Genomic DNA, 15654 nt, shown 5'->3' with positions numbered 1-15654 from the left:
GCCGGGTCCCGACATGGCAATCCATCATTTTGACTGTTTCTTGCCCGTTTTTAATGCAAGGCAGCATAACCTGCAATGAACAGCATGCTTGGCGGGTTGTGGGAGAGGGGATGAGTGGTGAGTAACGCTGGCAGCACCGGTGCAGGGGGAGTGTATCGGCGTGAGTGCTGCATCGACAGCAGACACGATAGCAGAGAACATCTCGCCACCGGGCATGCGTTCATCTGCTTGTTTTATGTGCAGTTGTTTGATCTTTAAAGAGATTCAAGTTGATTTCCAGAGGCGGCTCCGGTAACAATGATGCCCCGTGGAGAGATGCCGGAGTGGCCGAACGGGATTGACTCGAAATCAATTGTGGCAGCAATGCCACCCAGGGTTCGAATCCCTGTCTCTCCGCCATCTTCAAGGCCCAAGCTGCCAGCCAGCTTGGGCCTTTCTCTATTTGCACGCTTGCCGGCTTGTTACCCGGCAGGCGTGTCAGGGCTGGCATGTCGGCACGCCGGTGGCAGGGGCAAAGCGCCACTGCCAGGGTCTTGTTACGGCGCTACATGCTGGAGAAGACGTTCATGATCACCCCGCCCGAGATGATCAGCGCCATCGCCAGAATGGCGGGCAGATCCGGTTTTTGCTTGTAGAGGAGCATCGAGCAGATGGTGACCCCGACGATGCCGAAGCCGCACCAGAGCGAATAGGCCACCCCGACCGGAATGGTGCTCATGGCGCGGGTGAGGGCGAAGTAGCACAGGCTGTAGGCGCAGACGACCAGTATGGATGGCCCCAGTCTGCTGAAACCGTTGGTCTTCTTGATCATCGAGGTGCCGGTGATTTCAGAGCCGATAGAGAGCGCCAGCCATAAAAATCCGAAATTAAACATGGGTCATTCCTTTTGCGTCAGTTGGCGATGTTGTTGTTGATGGGGGGAGTGAGGGACTCGGCGGAGGCATCGCTGCCCTCTTCGCTGCCCATCTTGGAGAACAGGTTCATGATGACGATGCCGCTGGCGATGATGGCCATGCCGATCATGGCGGCGGTGTCCGGGTGCTGGCCGTAAAACGCCATCCCCAGCGTGGAGACCACCAGAATGCCGGTGCCGGACCAGGTGGCGTAGGCAAGCCCAACGGGAATGTCTTTTACCGCGCGGGAGAGGGAGTAGTAGCAGGTGCAATAGAGCAGCACGAGCAGACCGAGCAACAGCATCTTGGTGGTTCCTTCACTGCTGCCAAACATCTTGAGGGTGGAGGTGGCCGAGGTTTCGGACACGATCACCAGCAGCATCCATAGCCAACATTTTGTTTTTGAAGACATAAGTTAAACTCCGGGTTTGTTATTTAAGGTAAGGTTGTTGTTCTTTTCTTCTGCTTTTCAAAAAATCGATGGCGGCATCGGTCAGCTGGGCCTCGGCCGTCTGTGCCAGCGCCGGATCCTTCTCAACATCGCTGACCGTGAGATAACGCCGCGCCGTGCCCGCCGGCACCGGGGCCGCGTCGTTCGCCGGAGCCAGCCTCTCCAGCAGCTCATTCATGGTGCACAGCACCACACCGATCTCGCCCAGACAGTTGAGCGCCGCCTGCATGTGCCCGGCGTATGGCGTGCTCGGTTGCGCCCCCAGCAGCTGATTCAGTTCGCTGGCGGGATCGCAGTGATAGCGCAGCGCCAGCACCGGCAAGCCGCTCAGCAGGGCATCGTGCAGCCGCCGGGCGACGGGGCTTTGCAGCGAGCCGCTCAGCAGGTCCATCGCCAGCGGGTAGTCGAGAAAGGGCAGCACCAGCGCGCGATAGGGAGCGGGCGGCAGGGCCTGTTGCCAGACGTTGGCCGGCACTGTTTCTCCCAGCGGTTGCCACAGCGCGCCATCCTCGATGTCTGCTGCCAGCGCAAGCTGCAGGGGCTGCCCACAGCCGGCCAGACGATTTCGGATGGCCTGCCGATAGCCCTGGGCCGCGGTCACCATCACCAGCAGTGGCGGCTGCAGGCGCCTGAGCATCTGTTCGACCAGGCGTTCAATCTGTTCGTCGGTCATGGGGATCTCCGTTAGCCGAGCAGCCTGACCTGCGCGCCGTTTTTCAAGCCGGCGGCGTTGGCCTCTTCGGTATCGATGTGAAATTCCAGCGCGAAATCGTCGCGTACCCGCACCACCACCTCATCGAAAGTCAACTGGCGCTCGCCGTCGCTGCGCACCCTCACCTTCTGGCCGTGGGTCACGTTCAGCTGGCGAGCGTCGTGTGGCGAGAGGTGGATATGGCGCCAGGCGCAGATCACCTGGGAGCGCAACTCCACGTGGCCGGCGGGGCCGATGAGCAGGGCGCTGCCGGTATTTTCCAGCTGGCCTGACTCACGGACCGGCGCCTTGATGCCGAGGGTGAAACAGTCGGCACGGGAGATCTCCAGTTGTGAAATCGGCCGGATCGGGCCGAGTACCCGCACCCGGGTCAGCGAGCCCTTGGGGCCGACCACGGTGACGCACTCTTCGGCGGCAAACTGGCCCGGCTGGCGCAGCGGTTTGAGCGGCGTCAGGGTGTAGCCCTTGCCGAACAGGGCCTCCACATCCTGTTGTGCCAGGTGGACGTGGCGATTCGAGATGCCGACCGGGATCGCCGGGCTGACCAGGCTCAGACGGGCGGCGATCTTTTGATGCAGCTGGGGATCGATCATGCTTTCTTCCCTTTTCTTGCCGCGCCCTGTCGGTCTTCCGCCTGATCCGCGGCAGGCTGGCTGGCCGATGGAGTGGTCGGTTCGGTATCGGCACTGCTTTCCGGTGACAGGGCCGGCACAGCGCTTGTTGCGGTAGTCATCTCCTTCTTGGTGCTGGCCGGTGCGCGTGGCGGGTAGCCCTTGAGGTTGCCGAGCGCCGCTACCGCGCTTGGCTCCGGACGGGCAATCACCAGGGAATGGACCTGCTGGTCGATGGTGGCGGCCACCGCGACGCCACGCTCGATGGCGGTGTGGATGGCGCTGATCTCCCCTTCGAAGCAGACACTCACCAGCCCGGAACCCACCTTGCGATAGCCGATGCAGCTGACGCCCGCCGCTTTGCAGGCGGCGTCCACCGCCTGAATGGCGGCGACCAATCCTCGCGTTTCAATTACGCCCAAACTTTTCATCGTCGACTCCTGTTAATGGCGGACCAAGCGAATATCGAAATCAAATTGTGCAAAGAAGCTCTCCAGCCGATCCAATTCGTCCGGCGTGTAAGAGGGGTCCTGCGCAATCGGGTAGGGCATATCCAGCCGCTCATATTTCTTGCGGCCCAGCTGGTGGTACGGCAGCATGTCAATCCGCAGGATATTTCCCCGCTTTGCCAATTTCTGTACATATTCGATGGCGCCGGTAATGGCATCCCATGAATCGTTATGTCCACGGATGAGCGGCATGCGCACAATCACCTTGGCGCCGTAATCAACCAGCCATTCCAGATTGCGGCGAATACCTTCATTGCCAATACCCAGCATCGCCTTATGCTGTTCGCTGTTGATTTGCTTGATATCGAACAAAAAGGTATCGGTGACGGGTGCCAGCTGCTGGTAATTGGCCAGCGAGGTGGTGCCCTGGGTTTCGATGGCGGTATTGATCATCATCTTCTTGCATTCGCTAAACAGCGCGACGGCAAAGTCGGTCTGCAGGCTCATCTCGCCGCCGCCGATGGTGACGCCACCGCCGGAGGAGATGTAAAAGTCATAGTCCTGCATGATGATCTCCATCAGCTCGCTGACGGTGACATCCTTGCCCATGATGTCCAGCGCATGCTGGGTGCAGACCTCTTCGCATTTGCGGCAGCCGATGCAATCCTTATTGCGATCGACGAAGTGTTTCATGCTGCCGTTCTCTTCGGCCCGGTAATGGACTCCGGCCGGACAGACATTCACGCAGTCACCGCAGTTGATACATTTGTCGTGCGAAAACATCACCTGAAATTGGCTGCTGAGCCCTTCAGGGTTGGCGCACCAGGGACAGCGAAGGTTGCAGCCCTTGAAAAAAACCAGCGTGCGAATGCCATCGCCGTCATATATCGAATATTTCTGGATATTGAATATGCGGCCGGTTAATTCATTATTTGCGATCACGCTTGCCTCCTCTCCGGATGTGGCAGGCCGCAGTCACATTAGTTGCGACCTGCCATCACGGAGTACTTCCGGTTATTTTGGTGATTAAGAAAGACGGGTTATCAACGCATCGATCAGAACTTCTCAATCACGGTGCGGCTGATGATCTCGTCCTGCACCTCTTTGCACAGCTCGACGAAATAGGCGCTGTAGCCGGCGACACGCACGATGAGGTCGCGGTACTTCTCCGGCTCCTGCTGCGCCTTCTTCAGCACTTCGTTGTCGACATAGCTGAACTGCATCTGGCCATTGCCGAGGATGGAGGCTGTACGCAGCAGGGTGATGAGGCCATGGCGTCCCTCCTGGGTATCCAGCAGCCCCTTGAGAAACTTGAAGTTATGCACCATGCCGATGTTCATGGTCTCCACGTTCATCTTGCTGACGGACTTGATGATGGCCGTCGGCCCCTGCTTGTCCGCCCCCTGGGTCGGGCTGATGCCGTCGGAGAGCGGCATCCAGGCCAGGCGCCCGTTCGGCGTGGCGTTGGTCAGCTCGCCGATGGGGGTGTTGTTGGAGATGGAGAGGGTGCCGTGGCTCAGGGTGGAGTAGAGCATCTTGTACTTGCGGCACTCTCGCTCGGTCCACTCGGTGATATCCAGCGCGTACTGGTCGACGTAGTTGTCGTCGTTGCCGTACTTGGGCGCATTGAGGCAGTCGCGGCGCAGCGCTTCGAACCCTTCGAAGTTGGCCAGCAGGGCATCGCGAATTTGTTCGAGTGTGTATCTTTGCTCCTCGAACACCAGCTTGCGGATCGCCGCCATGGAGTCGACATAGGTCGCCAGCCCCGAGAAGATGAGACCCGGACCGTGGTTGACCACGGCGCCACCGGCGGCGACGTCCTTGCCCTTCTCCATGCAGCCTTCCACCAGCAGTGACATCAGCGGTTTCGGCGCCACGTCGCGGTGCACGCGCTGACTGATCACAGTGCCGATGGCCGACAGGCGAACGATGTGGGCAATCTGCTGTTTGACCGCCGCATCGAACTGCTCGAAGGTGCGCAGCTCGCGCAGGTCGCCGGTATCCAGCCCCTGATGGCTGTCGAACAGCACCATCCGTCCCCGGTTGAGCACGAACTCGATGGCGATGGGCCACTGGGTGTAACCGGTGGAGGTCCACTGATAGATGCGCCCCGATTTTTGCGGCTCGACGCAGCCCATCAGGCAGTAGTCGCGGGCGTCTTCAAAGTCGAAGCCCTTGCGCAGCATCATCTTGATGTGGGAGTCGTCGAAGTGGCAGGCCGGGAAGCCCATCCCCGCTTTCACGACGTCGACGATCTTCTCCATGTATTTCTGCGGTGACTGGTTGTGAATGCGGCAGGCCAGCGACGGCTGGTAGACCTTCACGAACCGCACGGCATCCATGATGAGGTAGGTCAGATCGTTGCAGGCATCGCCGCCGCTGCGCTTCTGGCCGCCCACGGTCAGGTTGATGAAGGGCTGGTAGCCGGCGAAGTATTTCGCCCCCAACTCGCTCGACATCCACATCAGCTCGGCACACTTGATGATGAAGGCCTGCATCAGCTCGAGCGCGCTTTCGTGGGTCAGACGACCCTCACGAATATCCGCTTCGAACATGGGATAGCAGTACTGGTCGACCCGACCGAGTGACAGACCGGTCTGGTTCTCTTCGATCTCGAACAGCGACTCCACCGTCCAGATGCTCTGCAGCGCTTCTTGCAGGGTCTTGGGCGGGTTGGCCGGCACGTTCTCGTTCACCTCGGCGATGGTCAGCAGCTCGGCGCGGCGCTGGGCATCCTGCTCTTTGGCCGCCAGTTCGCGGGCATGGGCCGCGATGCGGCGGGCGTAGTTGACCACCCCTTCACAGGTTTCGATCGCTGCCTTGTAGTAGTAGATGCGATCGATGTCGTCCGGGTTCTCCATGCTCAGCTGGTCGAGATGGGCCTGGGCGTCAGCCTTGATGCCGTTCATCCCCTTGGTGAACAGCAGCACGTCGTAGCCCGGGCAGGTGTCGCCGCCCCCGTTGATCTGGTGGTAGGAGAGGTCGCTGACGAAGGTCTCGCCGCTGAAGGCCCAGACGCCGGCTTCCCGGTATTGCGCTTCGCAAATCTCGTCCAGCGAGCGGCCTTCCCAGAACGGTACTATCTCTTCGCGGATGGTTTTCTTGTCCGCTTCGCTGATTTCAAAGGGATCTTGCGGACGGGTGCTCATGGTATCGAGCTCGTCGCGAACCCAGCGCCAGGCTATGTCCGGCGAGAAGGCGCCGGCGCGCGGCTTGCCGCACGGGTGGCCGACGATCAGCTCGTCGTTCTGGATAAGGATGGGGGCGGTTTCACAGGCGTGACGAAACGCCTTGGCCCGCAGCAAGATGGTCGGCATGCCGGGGTTGGCCTTGACGACCTCGGTAAAGGCCAGCGCCCGGTAGATGGAGACGCTGGGGCGCACGGTCAGATAGTGGTTGCGCAGGCGCTGCAGGCGCGGCGTCAGTCCCTCCATCACCGGCGTATCGGCACAGGCGGCAAACGGGGCGGCAGAGACGTGCTGCACTGTGCGAAAGAGGCGTACCGGCAGCTTGAGGGCGCTCAGGTTTTGCTGGGCGCAGAGGAACATCTCGGAGAGCGGGTTGATGCTCGCCTGCTCCAGGCTGGCGCCGTGCAGCAGGGCATCAAACATGGGGTAGCCGTCGATGGTGCAGGTGGCGCGCACTTCGCTCAGCTCTGCCAGCTTGAACCACAGGCACTCGACGATCTCGTACGCCTGCTGCTCGGTCAGCGCGCCGTTGGCGATGTCGCGCTGGAAGTAGGGCAGCAGCGCCTTGTCGGCCCCTTCCGGGTTGACCGCATAGCTGCCGTTGTCGAGTTGAAGCGCCAGCTGGAACAGGTAGAACGACTGGCAGGCCTCTTTGAAGTTGCGTGCCGGGTGGGCTGGTACATGGTGCAAAATGGCGGCGCTGTCGCGCAGTTCGGCCTGGCGGAACGGGTTGGTTTCGGCGGCGGCCAGGGTTTCGGCGCTGTTGGCCAGGTTCTGTGCCAGTGCCATCAGGGCGTCGCAGGCGTGGATGGCGGCGCGGCAGCCGTTGACCTCGTGCATGCCGCTGCGGCTGACGGCGCTGCCCAGCGCGCGGGTTTTCTCTTCCAGCTGCTGCTTGATGGCCAGCACGCCCTTCTCCACCACCAGCTTGTAGTCGGGGGAGTCGATGGCGCTGTTCAGATTCAGGAACTGGAAGGTGGACGGGCGCTGTCCGGCACTTTCGTCGTGGAAAATGGCGCCGTGCGGGGTGCGGGTCTGGTTGCCGACAATCAGCTCGTCGGCGCTGATGGTCAGCGGCAGCTGGCGCATCAGCTCGTAAAAGCGGCGTGCCGGTTTGACGGCGGCGGGAATGCCCGCGATGTCGCCATCCAGCCCGCTCAAAATCGTGGCGTGTTCAGTGCACAGGGTGCTGGTGTGCGCCAGTAAACGTTCAGCCAGCACGTTGACGCGCGGCGTTAAGCTGTAGTGTGCCATGAGGTAGGTTCTCCAGTTCTTGTTCTTAGTGGCCGGCGGCGAGAGTGCCGCACCATGCCTTGCGATAGAGTTCGGTCAATGCCCGGGCATCCGGTGCGCGCGGGTTGGTCGGGGTGCAGTTGTCGCGCAGCGCCTGGCTGACCATCTCCGCCAGCCGCAAGTCGAAATCGGCTGGGAGAAGGCCGGTATCGCCAATGCCGGCGGGCATCTTCATCTCCTCTTTGAGCGCCTGGATGGCCACCAGCAGGCTGTTGACCCCCTCGCGCGGCGTCTGGGCGGGCAGGTCCAGCAGGTGGGCCAGGCGGGCATACTTGTGGGCGGCCTGGGTATCACACTGCCCGTCGTGGTCGGCGTTCCATGCCACGACCTGCGCCATCAGGAGCGCGTTGGCACGCCCGTGCGGGACGCGGAACACGCCGCCGAGGGCATGGGCCAGGCTGTGGGTGATGCCGAGCGAGGCGTTGGTGAAGGCCATGCCCGCCATGCAGGAGGCGTTGTGCATCTTCTCCCGCGCCAGCAGATCGTGGCCGTCGCGCCAGCAGGCGGGCAGGTAGCGAAAGACCTGCTGCACCACCTTCTCCGCCAATGCGTCGGAAAAGTCGCTGGCCGCCCGGGAGACATAGGCCTCCAGCGCGTGGCACAGCACATCCATCCCGGTGTCGGCGGTGATGGCGGGCGGTACCGATGCCACCAGCGACGGATCGAGAATGGCGATATCCGGCAGCAATGACGGGTCGACCAGCACCAGCTTCTCGCTGCGGGCCTTGACCACCGAGAAGCTGGTCACTTCCGAACCGGTGCCGCTGGTGGTCGGGATGGCCACGAAGCAGGGGCGCTCGCGCCCCAGATTTGGGCGGGTTTGCGCCAGGGCGAACATGACCGCTTTGGCTGCATCAATCACCGAACCGCCGCCCAGCGCGATCACCAGATCCGGATAGCAGCTGTCCATGAGCTTCATGCCGCGCACGACCGTGGTGATGTCCGGATCGGCCACTACATCGTCCCAGCACTGGAACGGGATGCCGCGCTGGCGCAGGATCTGCGTCACCCGGTCGGCCAGGCCAACTTTCACCATCATCTGATCGGTGACCAGCAGCGCCTGGCGGGCGGGCACTTCGGCCAGGGCGGACAGGGCGTCCTGACCGAAGCGGATCCGGGGTTTCAGCAAAAATTCACTCATTGGGTCATTCACTCCTCAAGCGTCCCGAAACACCTTCTCGACAATGGCGACCACCGACATGGCCTTGTAGCGGTCTCTGTTGAGCGCGAGGTACTCCTCGGCCAGTACGACGTCGTGCATGCCTGCGCCGACGCTGTCGACGGCGACCCAGGAACGGTCCTTCATCGGTTGCTGCTGATCATCCAGCTGGGTGATCAGCAGCAGGTTGCTGCCACGCAGCTCATCGCATTTCTGCGTGGCGACGACATGTCCGGTTACCTTTGCGAGAATCATGGTTCTTATTGCCTTATCTCAATGGGTTACTTGCCAAGGCGCTCAAGCACCTGACGGATGACCCGCTCCACGTTCTGCTCGCTGATCTCGCCGCCGACCTCGGCGCTGGCGCCGGCAAAACGGTCGTCGGCACTGTGGCAGGCCGGCGTCGGGGCACTGAAGCGGGCATCGTCGAGGATGCTGCAGGGCTGGGGTACGGCCGGGGCGGCGCTGGCGGGCTGCACTGCAACCGGCTGGATGGGGGCGCGCAGCTCTTCGATGGTGCGCACGCCGTAACCCACCTTGCGGATGTTGAGCAGGTTCATCGGGCCGACGTTGTCGGAGCTGGAGCCGCCGCCGACGGCGCCGCAGCCGAGGGTCAGTGCCGGTGTGAGGTTGGTGGTGGCACCGATGCCACCGAGGGCGGCGGGGGTGTTGATCAGGATCCGGTTGACCGGTTTTTCCAGGCTGAACTGGCGGATCACGTCCTGGTTGCGGGTATGGATCACCAGGGTGTGGCCCAGCCCTTCGTTGGTCAGCAGCGCGACCACCCGATGGCAGGCGGCGCGCCACTCCTCTTCCACGTAGAGGCCGAGCACCGGGCAGAGCTTTTCACGGGAGTAGGGGTTGTTGTGGGAGACGGTGGTCTGCTCGGCCACCAGCACGCGGGTGCTGGGGGGGACGCTGAAACCGGCCAGCTGGCTGAGATGGAGCGCCGTCTTGCCCACCACTTTCGGGTTGATGGTACCGTTCGGGCGCAGCAGCAGGGCGGCCATCTTGGCGGCTTCGTCTTCGTTCATGAAGTAGGCGCCCTGGGCCGCCAGCTCGCGATGAACCTCGTCGTAGATGCAGCGTTCGACGATGATCGACTGTTCGGAGGCGCAGATCACGCCGTTGTCGAAGGTCTTGCTGGTGATGATGTCCTTCACCGCCTGGTGAATGTCGGCGCTGCGCTCGATAAAGGCCGGGCCGTTGCCCGGGCCGCCGCTGATGGTCGGGGTGCCGGAGGCATAGGCCGCGCGCACCATGCCTTCGCCACCGGTTGCCAGGATCAGCGACACGTCCTTGCTGTGCATCAGTTCGGAGGTGGCCTCCAGGGTCAGCTGGGTGACGCCGTCCACGATGCCCGCCGGGGCACCGGCGGCTTCGGCGGCGTGCTTGACGATCTCGATGGCTTTCCAGCTGCACTGGCGTGCGCCCGGGTGCGGTGAGAAGATGATGGCATTGCCCGCCTTGAGGGCGATCAGGGTTTTGTAGAAGATGGTGGAGGTGGGGTTGGTGGAGGGCACCAGTGCGCAGATCACGCCCAGCGGCACGCCCACGTCCATCACTTTTTTCGCCTGATCGTCATGAATGATCCCGACGGTCTTCATCTCTTTGATGGCATCGTAAACGTGCAGCGAAGCGAACCGGTTTTTCAGCACCTTGTCTTGCCAGTTGCCAAAGCCGGTCTCTTCTGCGGCCATTTTCGCCAGCGTTTCGGCATGGCGCGCGGCTTCTTCGGCCACGTTCTTCACGATGGCGTCGATTTTCTGCTGCGAAAAGGTGGCCATAATCACCTGCGCCTGTTTGGCGTTGCGCACCAGTTCTCTCGCGTTCTGGCGGGAGAGCAAATCGGTATCGAGTTCAATCATGAATCTATCCTTCATCAGACTAAAAAAGTGCGGGCGGGGCGTGCCCTCTCAGGTCATGCCTTGTGCTGCGCCGCGATTTTTTCGATGTCGTTGTGCGGGCGTGCGATGACGCGAGAGGTGACCACTTCGCCAATGCGTTTCGCCGCTTCCACACCGGAATCCACCGCCGCATTGACCGCGCCGACGTCGCCTTTCACCATGGCGGTGACCAGGCCAGAGCCGACGTTCTCATAGCCGATCAGCTCGACGTTGGCGGCCTTGCACATGGCATCTGCCGCTTCGATGCAGGCCACCAGGCCTTTGGTCTCAATCAGACCAAGCGCTTCTTTCATCATGTTCTCTCCCGTTATTCGGCAATTTTGTAGTGGGCGACAATCTTGCTGATGTCGTTGTGTGGACGGGCGATGACCAGCGAGGTCACCACTTCACCGATGCGCTGTGCGGATTCCACGCCGGAGTCCACCGCGGCTTTCACGGCCCCTACGTCACCTTTCACCATGGCGGTGACCAGGCCAGAGCCAACGTTCTCATAGCCGATCAGCTCGACGTTGGCGGCTTTGCACATGGCATCCGCCGCTTCAATGCAGGCCACCAGGCCCTTGGTTTCAATCAAACCCAATGCATCACCCATTTACGATCTCCCGGCCTCAAGCCTTGTGTTTAATGACGATTTTGTTGATGTCGTTGTGCGGACGGGCGATGACCAGCGAGGTCACCACTTCACCGATGCGCTGTGCCGACTCCACGCCGGAATCCACCGCCGCTTTCACCGCGCCGACATCCCCCTTCACCATGACGGTGACCAGGCCGGAGCCGATGTTTTCATAGCTGATCAGCTCCACGTTGGCGGATTTGCACATGGCATCCGCGGCTTCAATGCAGGCCACCAGACCTTTGGTTTCGATAAGCCCCAATGCGTCACCCATGGTGATCTCCTCAGAACAGATTGTGTGGTGTGGTTAAGGAACTCCGTCCGTGTCACGGCGTTGAGCCACGGTTGCGGCGTTCAATCGCCACTATAGGTACTGGCGGTATTTGTGGAATTTGAATCTGTAAAATTGAGATATTTAGTTTGTTGTTCTGAATTTATGATTTTTATAAGCCGTATTTATCTATTTATGCTGCGGCCACGAGGCTGTTTTCGCCTTGCATAAGGCCGAATTCAGGCCCGGGAAAAGATCGTTGGTCGATGTTAATGAGTTGTTGAGTAATGGGGGCCGAGAGGTAATTTGGCCGGCTGCTAACTGTGGCGGAGCTCATGTTTTGCCGGCGAGGCTAAATGTAAAAAGTGAGCCGGGTGTGATGGGAAGGAAAGATAAGGGCGGTGACGGCGGACCAGATGGGGGGAGGTGGCATTGAGAGCGGGGCGCGAGTCATGTGGATGCCGGCGCGAGGGGGATGGGGCGGGCTGGAAAAGTAGCGGGAACCGGTCCTGCCTGGTGATGCGCAAGGGTCGCCTTGCCGGTATAGGGGCCGCCGGAGGAAGGGGCCGGCAGACAGCCACCACGGCATTGCCTTCACGGCAAAAGGGCGGACAGGCCGAATCAGAGCTGAGTTATCAGGGGGCTTGCGCGGGTCAGCTTGTGGGAGCAGGGCGATATATGCGCGTCATCGGCGCTTGGGTTCGGGGCATCCGCCGTATTGCCGGGACTAGTTCAGTTCGCTACCGGATTTGAGGGTGCAGATCCAGAGCGGCGAGTTGATGGAGCTCAGCAGTATGGCCTGATGGTTGAGCCGCTGGGCACTCAGAAACAGCCCATCGTGACTGTCGGACATCTCGCGCATAAAGTAGTCGAAGATGACGTTCGGCGATTGATCGATGGAGGAGGCGCTCGCTTCCCATTTGTTGATGCGGTACTGACGCTCGGTGGCGGAGACCCGGTTGCTGCTGTAGGTAAACGTGACGTAGCGCTGGAGGTAGAGCCAGCCTGCGGCCGAATCGGTATAGCCTTCAACCACCATGGAGCCTTTCCCCTGACGGCCAAAATTGAAGTGGATGTTGCCGTTGACGTTCTCTTTGTTCATGTCCTCAAAGCGCATGATGCCTTTGGTGGCGCAGCTCATGACGCCATCATTTTCGGTCGGCAGCTGGTAGCAGGCATAGAGTGCCACGGCGAGAAACAGGGTGCAGGAGAAGAGAAAGAAGGGACGCGGCGCAAGTCTCATCACGGCTTCCAGGAGTAGTAGAAATAGTTGTCGCAATAGCTGAACGGGTTGTCTTCATGCATGGCGCAGTGAGCCAGAAATACCCGGCCCAGGCCGTTGGTTTCCAGTCTGTCCCCGTAGAAAAACAAAAAACGCTCGCCCGGTTTGCAGCTGATGTTCAAACGCTGGCGCACCTGCTCGAAATGCTCACCGTAGGTCGTGGCGCTGACCGAGCGCAGCATCTCGTCGCTGGCCAGCAATTCGCACTGGCTGTTGGGGATCCCGGTCAGGGTGACGGGGCGCGGCTCACGGCCATTCAACAGACCAAATGCCACCAGCATGAGGGCAAACGCGAGCATGCAGCCCCCCGCGATGTACCAGCAGATGCCGCGTGAACGGGGGGTGAGGGGAAGTGGCCATTCGGCAGGGTCGAATGCCGGCTCGGCTGCGGCCACCGTGGAGGGCGAAGGCACTATTTCAATGGATGGTGCAGGCACATGCTCAATAGGCTCGATAATGACCTCGGGATTGAGCTGCAAATAACCGCGCGACACCGTGATGATGATATTGTCGATATCGTAGTGGCGAAAAGCCTTGCGCAATATGCTCAGGTATTGGTTGAGGTTGCTGTTCGATGAGGTTAATCCGTTATCGTCCCAGACTTTTTTAAGCACTTCCTCGCGGCTGACAATTCCGGTATTTCGCAAGAAAAAATAAAACAGCGCATTGGCGGTGATGGATAATTGGCTGTCCGGCTCAACGCTTTCCCGCTGAGTCAGGGAACCATCGGTCGCGTCATAAATGAAGCGGGCATTGATGTGGTAGCGCATCTCGGCCTCAATCCATCAGCTTCACGTGGGGAGCGTCATAGTATGCAGGGTCCTGACCAGCGCCTGACGGTGCTCGGTGCTCATGGTGCGCCCCTCGGTCAATTCCGATAGCCAGATGCCGTCTGCGGCATAACGTACCAAGGTGCCGGTATGGCCATTATCCAGTTCATCCCCTTGTGCCAGATGCGCCAGCATCCAGTCACGCCAGCATTGTCGCAGCACCGGCTCATCCGGCATGGCCAGCGAGAGCACCATCAGCTGGCGGCTCTCCTGGGTGTCCGTCAATTCAGGGGCAGAGAGATAGTGCAGGTAAGCACGGGTAAAGCGACCGTAGGCGGTCTTGTCTGCCGCCATCAGTGCTGAGATGGCCTCTTCCATGATGGCCAGCAGACGCGCAAACAGGGCAAAGATCAGCGCCTGCTTGTTGGGGAAGTGGTGCAGCAAGCCCCCCTTGCTCACCCCGGCCTCATAGGCAACGGCGTTCAACGACAGGGCGGCGATACCATCCCGGCCGGCGATGGTGGCGGCCGACTCCAGCAGTTGTCGATAAAGACGTACAGGGTCTTTTTTTCTATGTTGGGTTTCTATGCTCATGGCCCAATCATACCGACCAGACGGTATGATCATTTTTGATCGCCATCAATATGAGGAAATGGGGAACGGGAGGAAAAGTCGTTATTGTGTGGTGCTTCACAAATAGCCTTTAAATAAAGATGGAAGCGTCGCTTTAAATATTAAAATTGGATTTGTCTGAGAACTTAATTTGTCAATGAGTCACGACTTGTTTATCTCCTGTTCAAAGTCTTTTTCAATAAGGAATAACTATTCCAAGGCGTCTGGATAGGGATTAAGTTGTCATTTGTTTACCTCATTGCAGCAATCATTTTCCTGAGTGTTTATCTCTTCTTGTTAACCAATGAGCGGTTGTTTTTTAGCGGGAAGGTATATATTTCTGCCACCTTTGGTCATGGCAGAAATATAAAAATAAGTGTGCCTGTTGGCGTCACCTTATTTTTCAAGGGGGGCGTCTGCCTCTTGCACCAGCTCGAGGAAGGCGCGCATGGCGGGGGTGACGCTGTGCTGGCGGGTGATGAAGGCGGTATGGCCGATGTCGCGTTGCGGCGCCAGCGGCAGGCAGACCAGATCCGAGAGCTTGCTGGCGGATCGGGCGAGGCCGGCACTGACAATGGCCCAGCCCAGCCGGTGGCGCACGGCACTCACCAGGTGAAACAGGGAGTCGGTTTCCAGCACCACGTCAAGCCGGATGCCGGCCCGCTCGGCGGTGCGGTCCAGATACTTGCGAAACTGCATGGTGCGGCTGGGCAGTACCAGCGGCCGCTGCTGCAGTGCCGTCAGGGTCAGCTCGTTGCCGGGGAGGTGCTGATCCGCCTCGTCGCGGTTCATCAGCACCGCCATCTGGTTGTTGCCCTGGGGATAGAGGTGGAAGGTCTGTCTGGCGGCGCCGGTGAGCGGCTCGTCAAACCCCAGCCCGATATCACACTGGTGCAGCTCCAGCTGTGACAGCAGGGCTTCGTTACTGAGCACCGAGAGACGGATGACGATGTCGGGGTAGCGCTGCTTGCAGCGGGCGATGAGCGGCATGATGTCGACATTGGACTGGGGCACGATGCCGATGCGCAGGGTGCCGGAGAGCTCGCCATGAAACAGCGCCAGCTCCTGCTTGAGCGCTTCCTGCTCCAGTAGCATCCGCTCGGCATACTGGCGCACCAGCTCGCCCGCTTCGGTGAGGGCGACGAACTGGCTGGTACGCACCACCAGATCGGTGCCGAGGTTCTTCTCCAGCGCCGTGATGCTGGCTGAGAGGGTCGGCTGGGTGATGTGGCAGGCCTTGGCCGCTCTGGCAAAATGCTGGTGTTTGGCCAGTTCGTGGAAATAGTGCAGCTGCTTGATGTTCATGATCATTCGGGAGGCGAGGATGAATCTAAAAATTAATCAATTGAAAAAACGCCGTCAATAGAACAACTCTATTGCCATATAGATTTATTTCATTGGTTTTGCGTCTGCCGCCTCTCTAAACTTGAATGCAGTTTGCAT

17 protein-coding genes and 1 tRNA gene are annotated in these 15654 nt (G+C 60.2%); 1 reads left to right on the top strand and 17 read right to left on the bottom strand.

Translation table 11 applies throughout. The features are described 5' to 3' along the window. Positions 1-309 precede the first annotated feature (309 nt). Positions 310-399 (top strand) — tRNA-Ser (locus OKC44_RS02445). Between the two features lie 145 nt (positions 400-544). On the opposite strand, the gene OKC44_RS02440 is transcribed toward OKC44_RS02445, so the two are convergent. The 17 genes from OKC44_RS02440 to OKC44_RS02360 form a co-directional block, all read right to left on the bottom strand. Then, positions 545-874 carry a DMT family transporter gene (locus tag OKC44_RS02440; RefSeq protein ID WP_010634671.1) on the bottom strand — a complete coding sequence of 110 codons (330 nt, stop codon included), beginning with the start codon at positions 872-874 and terminating at the stop codon, positions 545-547. Between the two features lie 17 nt (positions 875-891). Beyond that, entirely contained in the window at positions 892-1305 is a 414-nt protein-coding gene (locus OKC44_RS02435; protein ID WP_270810829.1) for a DMT family transporter, read from the bottom strand. Between the two features lie 19 nt (positions 1306-1324). Further along, positions 1325-2017, bottom strand: a complete 693-nt coding sequence (locus tag OKC44_RS02430) for a hypothetical protein (protein ID WP_270810826.1) — start codon at positions 2015-2017, stop codon at positions 1325-1327. A gap of 11 nt (positions 2018-2028) precedes the next feature. Next, entirely contained in the window at positions 2029-2649 is a 621-nt protein-coding gene (locus OKC44_RS02425) for a phosphate propanoyltransferase (RefSeq protein ID WP_270810825.1), read from the bottom strand. Further along, positions 2646-3098, bottom strand: coding sequence for a BMC domain-containing protein (locus OKC44_RS22175; RefSeq protein WP_270810823.1), 453 nt, complete (start codon positions 3096-3098; stop codon positions 2646-2648). The genes OKC44_RS02425 and OKC44_RS22175 overlap by 4 nt, the downstream gene beginning before the upstream one ends. A 12-nt stretch (positions 3099-3110) precedes the next feature. Continuing rightward, the gene (gene cutD, locus OKC44_RS02415) at positions 3111-4058 is read right to left on the bottom strand and encodes a choline TMA-lyase-activating enzyme (protein ID WP_024946444.1); all 948 of its coding nucleotides are present in this window, start codon (positions 4056-4058) and stop codon (positions 3111-3113) included. A 113-nt stretch (positions 4059-4171) separates the two neighbouring features. Then, positions 4172-7558: a choline trimethylamine-lyase gene (gene cutC, locus OKC44_RS02410; protein ID WP_270810820.1), complete on the bottom strand. Its 3387-nt coding sequence runs from the start codon at positions 7556-7558 to the stop codon at positions 4172-4174. A gap of 25 nt (positions 7559-7583) precedes the next feature. Further along, a complete protein-coding gene (locus tag OKC44_RS02405; protein WP_270810819.1) occupies positions 7584-8738 on the bottom strand; it encodes a 1-propanol dehydrogenase PduQ in 1155 nt (384 codons plus the stop codon). A 15-nt stretch (positions 8739-8753) separates the two neighbouring features. Beyond that, complete coding sequence (locus tag OKC44_RS02400; protein ID WP_010634663.1) at positions 8754-9011, bottom strand: EutN/CcmL family microcompartment protein; 258 nt, start codon at positions 9009-9011, stop codon at positions 8754-8756. Between the two features lie 26 nt (positions 9012-9037). Continuing rightward, complete coding sequence (locus tag OKC44_RS02395) at positions 9038-10624, bottom strand: acetaldehyde dehydrogenase (acetylating) (protein WP_270810817.1); 1587 nt, start codon at positions 10622-10624, stop codon at positions 9038-9040. Positions 10625-10677: 53 nt separating this feature from the next. Then, a complete protein-coding gene (locus OKC44_RS02390) occupies positions 10678-10959 on the bottom strand; it encodes a BMC domain-containing protein (RefSeq protein ID WP_017408466.1) in 282 nt (93 codons plus the stop codon). Between the two features lie 11 nt (positions 10960-10970). Next, positions 10971-11255, bottom strand: coding sequence for a BMC domain-containing protein (locus OKC44_RS02385; RefSeq protein ID WP_011705244.1), 285 nt, complete (start codon positions 11253-11255; stop codon positions 10971-10973). 16 nt (positions 11256-11271) lie between these two features. Then, positions 11272-11550, bottom strand: coding sequence for a BMC domain-containing protein (locus OKC44_RS02380; protein WP_010634659.1), 279 nt, complete (start codon positions 11548-11550; stop codon positions 11272-11274). A gap of 724 nt (positions 11551-12274) precedes the next feature. Beyond that, positions 12275-12790: a FidL-like protein gene (locus OKC44_RS02375; RefSeq protein ID WP_270810815.1), complete on the bottom strand. Its 516-nt coding sequence runs from the start codon at positions 12788-12790 to the stop codon at positions 12275-12277. Further along, the gene (locus OKC44_RS02370; protein ID WP_124252224.1) at positions 12790-13599 is read right to left on the bottom strand and encodes a winged helix-turn-helix domain-containing protein; all 810 of its coding nucleotides are present in this window, start codon (positions 13597-13599) and stop codon (positions 12790-12792) included. Before OKC44_RS02370 ends, OKC44_RS02375 begins: the two co-directional genes overlap by 1 nt. Positions 13600-13620: 21 nt before the next feature. Further along, on the bottom strand, positions 13621-14193 hold the full coding sequence (locus OKC44_RS02365; RefSeq protein ID WP_270810811.1) for a TetR/AcrR family transcriptional regulator: 573 nt from the start codon (positions 14191-14193) through the stop codon (positions 13621-13623). A 414-nt stretch (positions 14194-14607) separates the two neighbouring features. Next, positions 14608-15522 carry a LysR family transcriptional regulator gene (locus OKC44_RS02360; RefSeq protein ID WP_270810808.1) on the bottom strand — a complete coding sequence of 305 codons (915 nt, stop codon included), beginning with the start codon at positions 15520-15522 and terminating at the stop codon, positions 14608-14610. Between the last annotated feature and the right edge of the window lie 132 nt (positions 15523-15654).

This window comes from Aeromonas sp. S41-2 (assembly GCF_027705845.1).
GTDB lineage: Bacteria > Pseudomonadota > Gammaproteobacteria > Enterobacterales > Aeromonadaceae > Aeromonas > Aeromonas hydrophila.
This window is presented reverse-complemented; position numbering and strand designations above follow the sequence as displayed.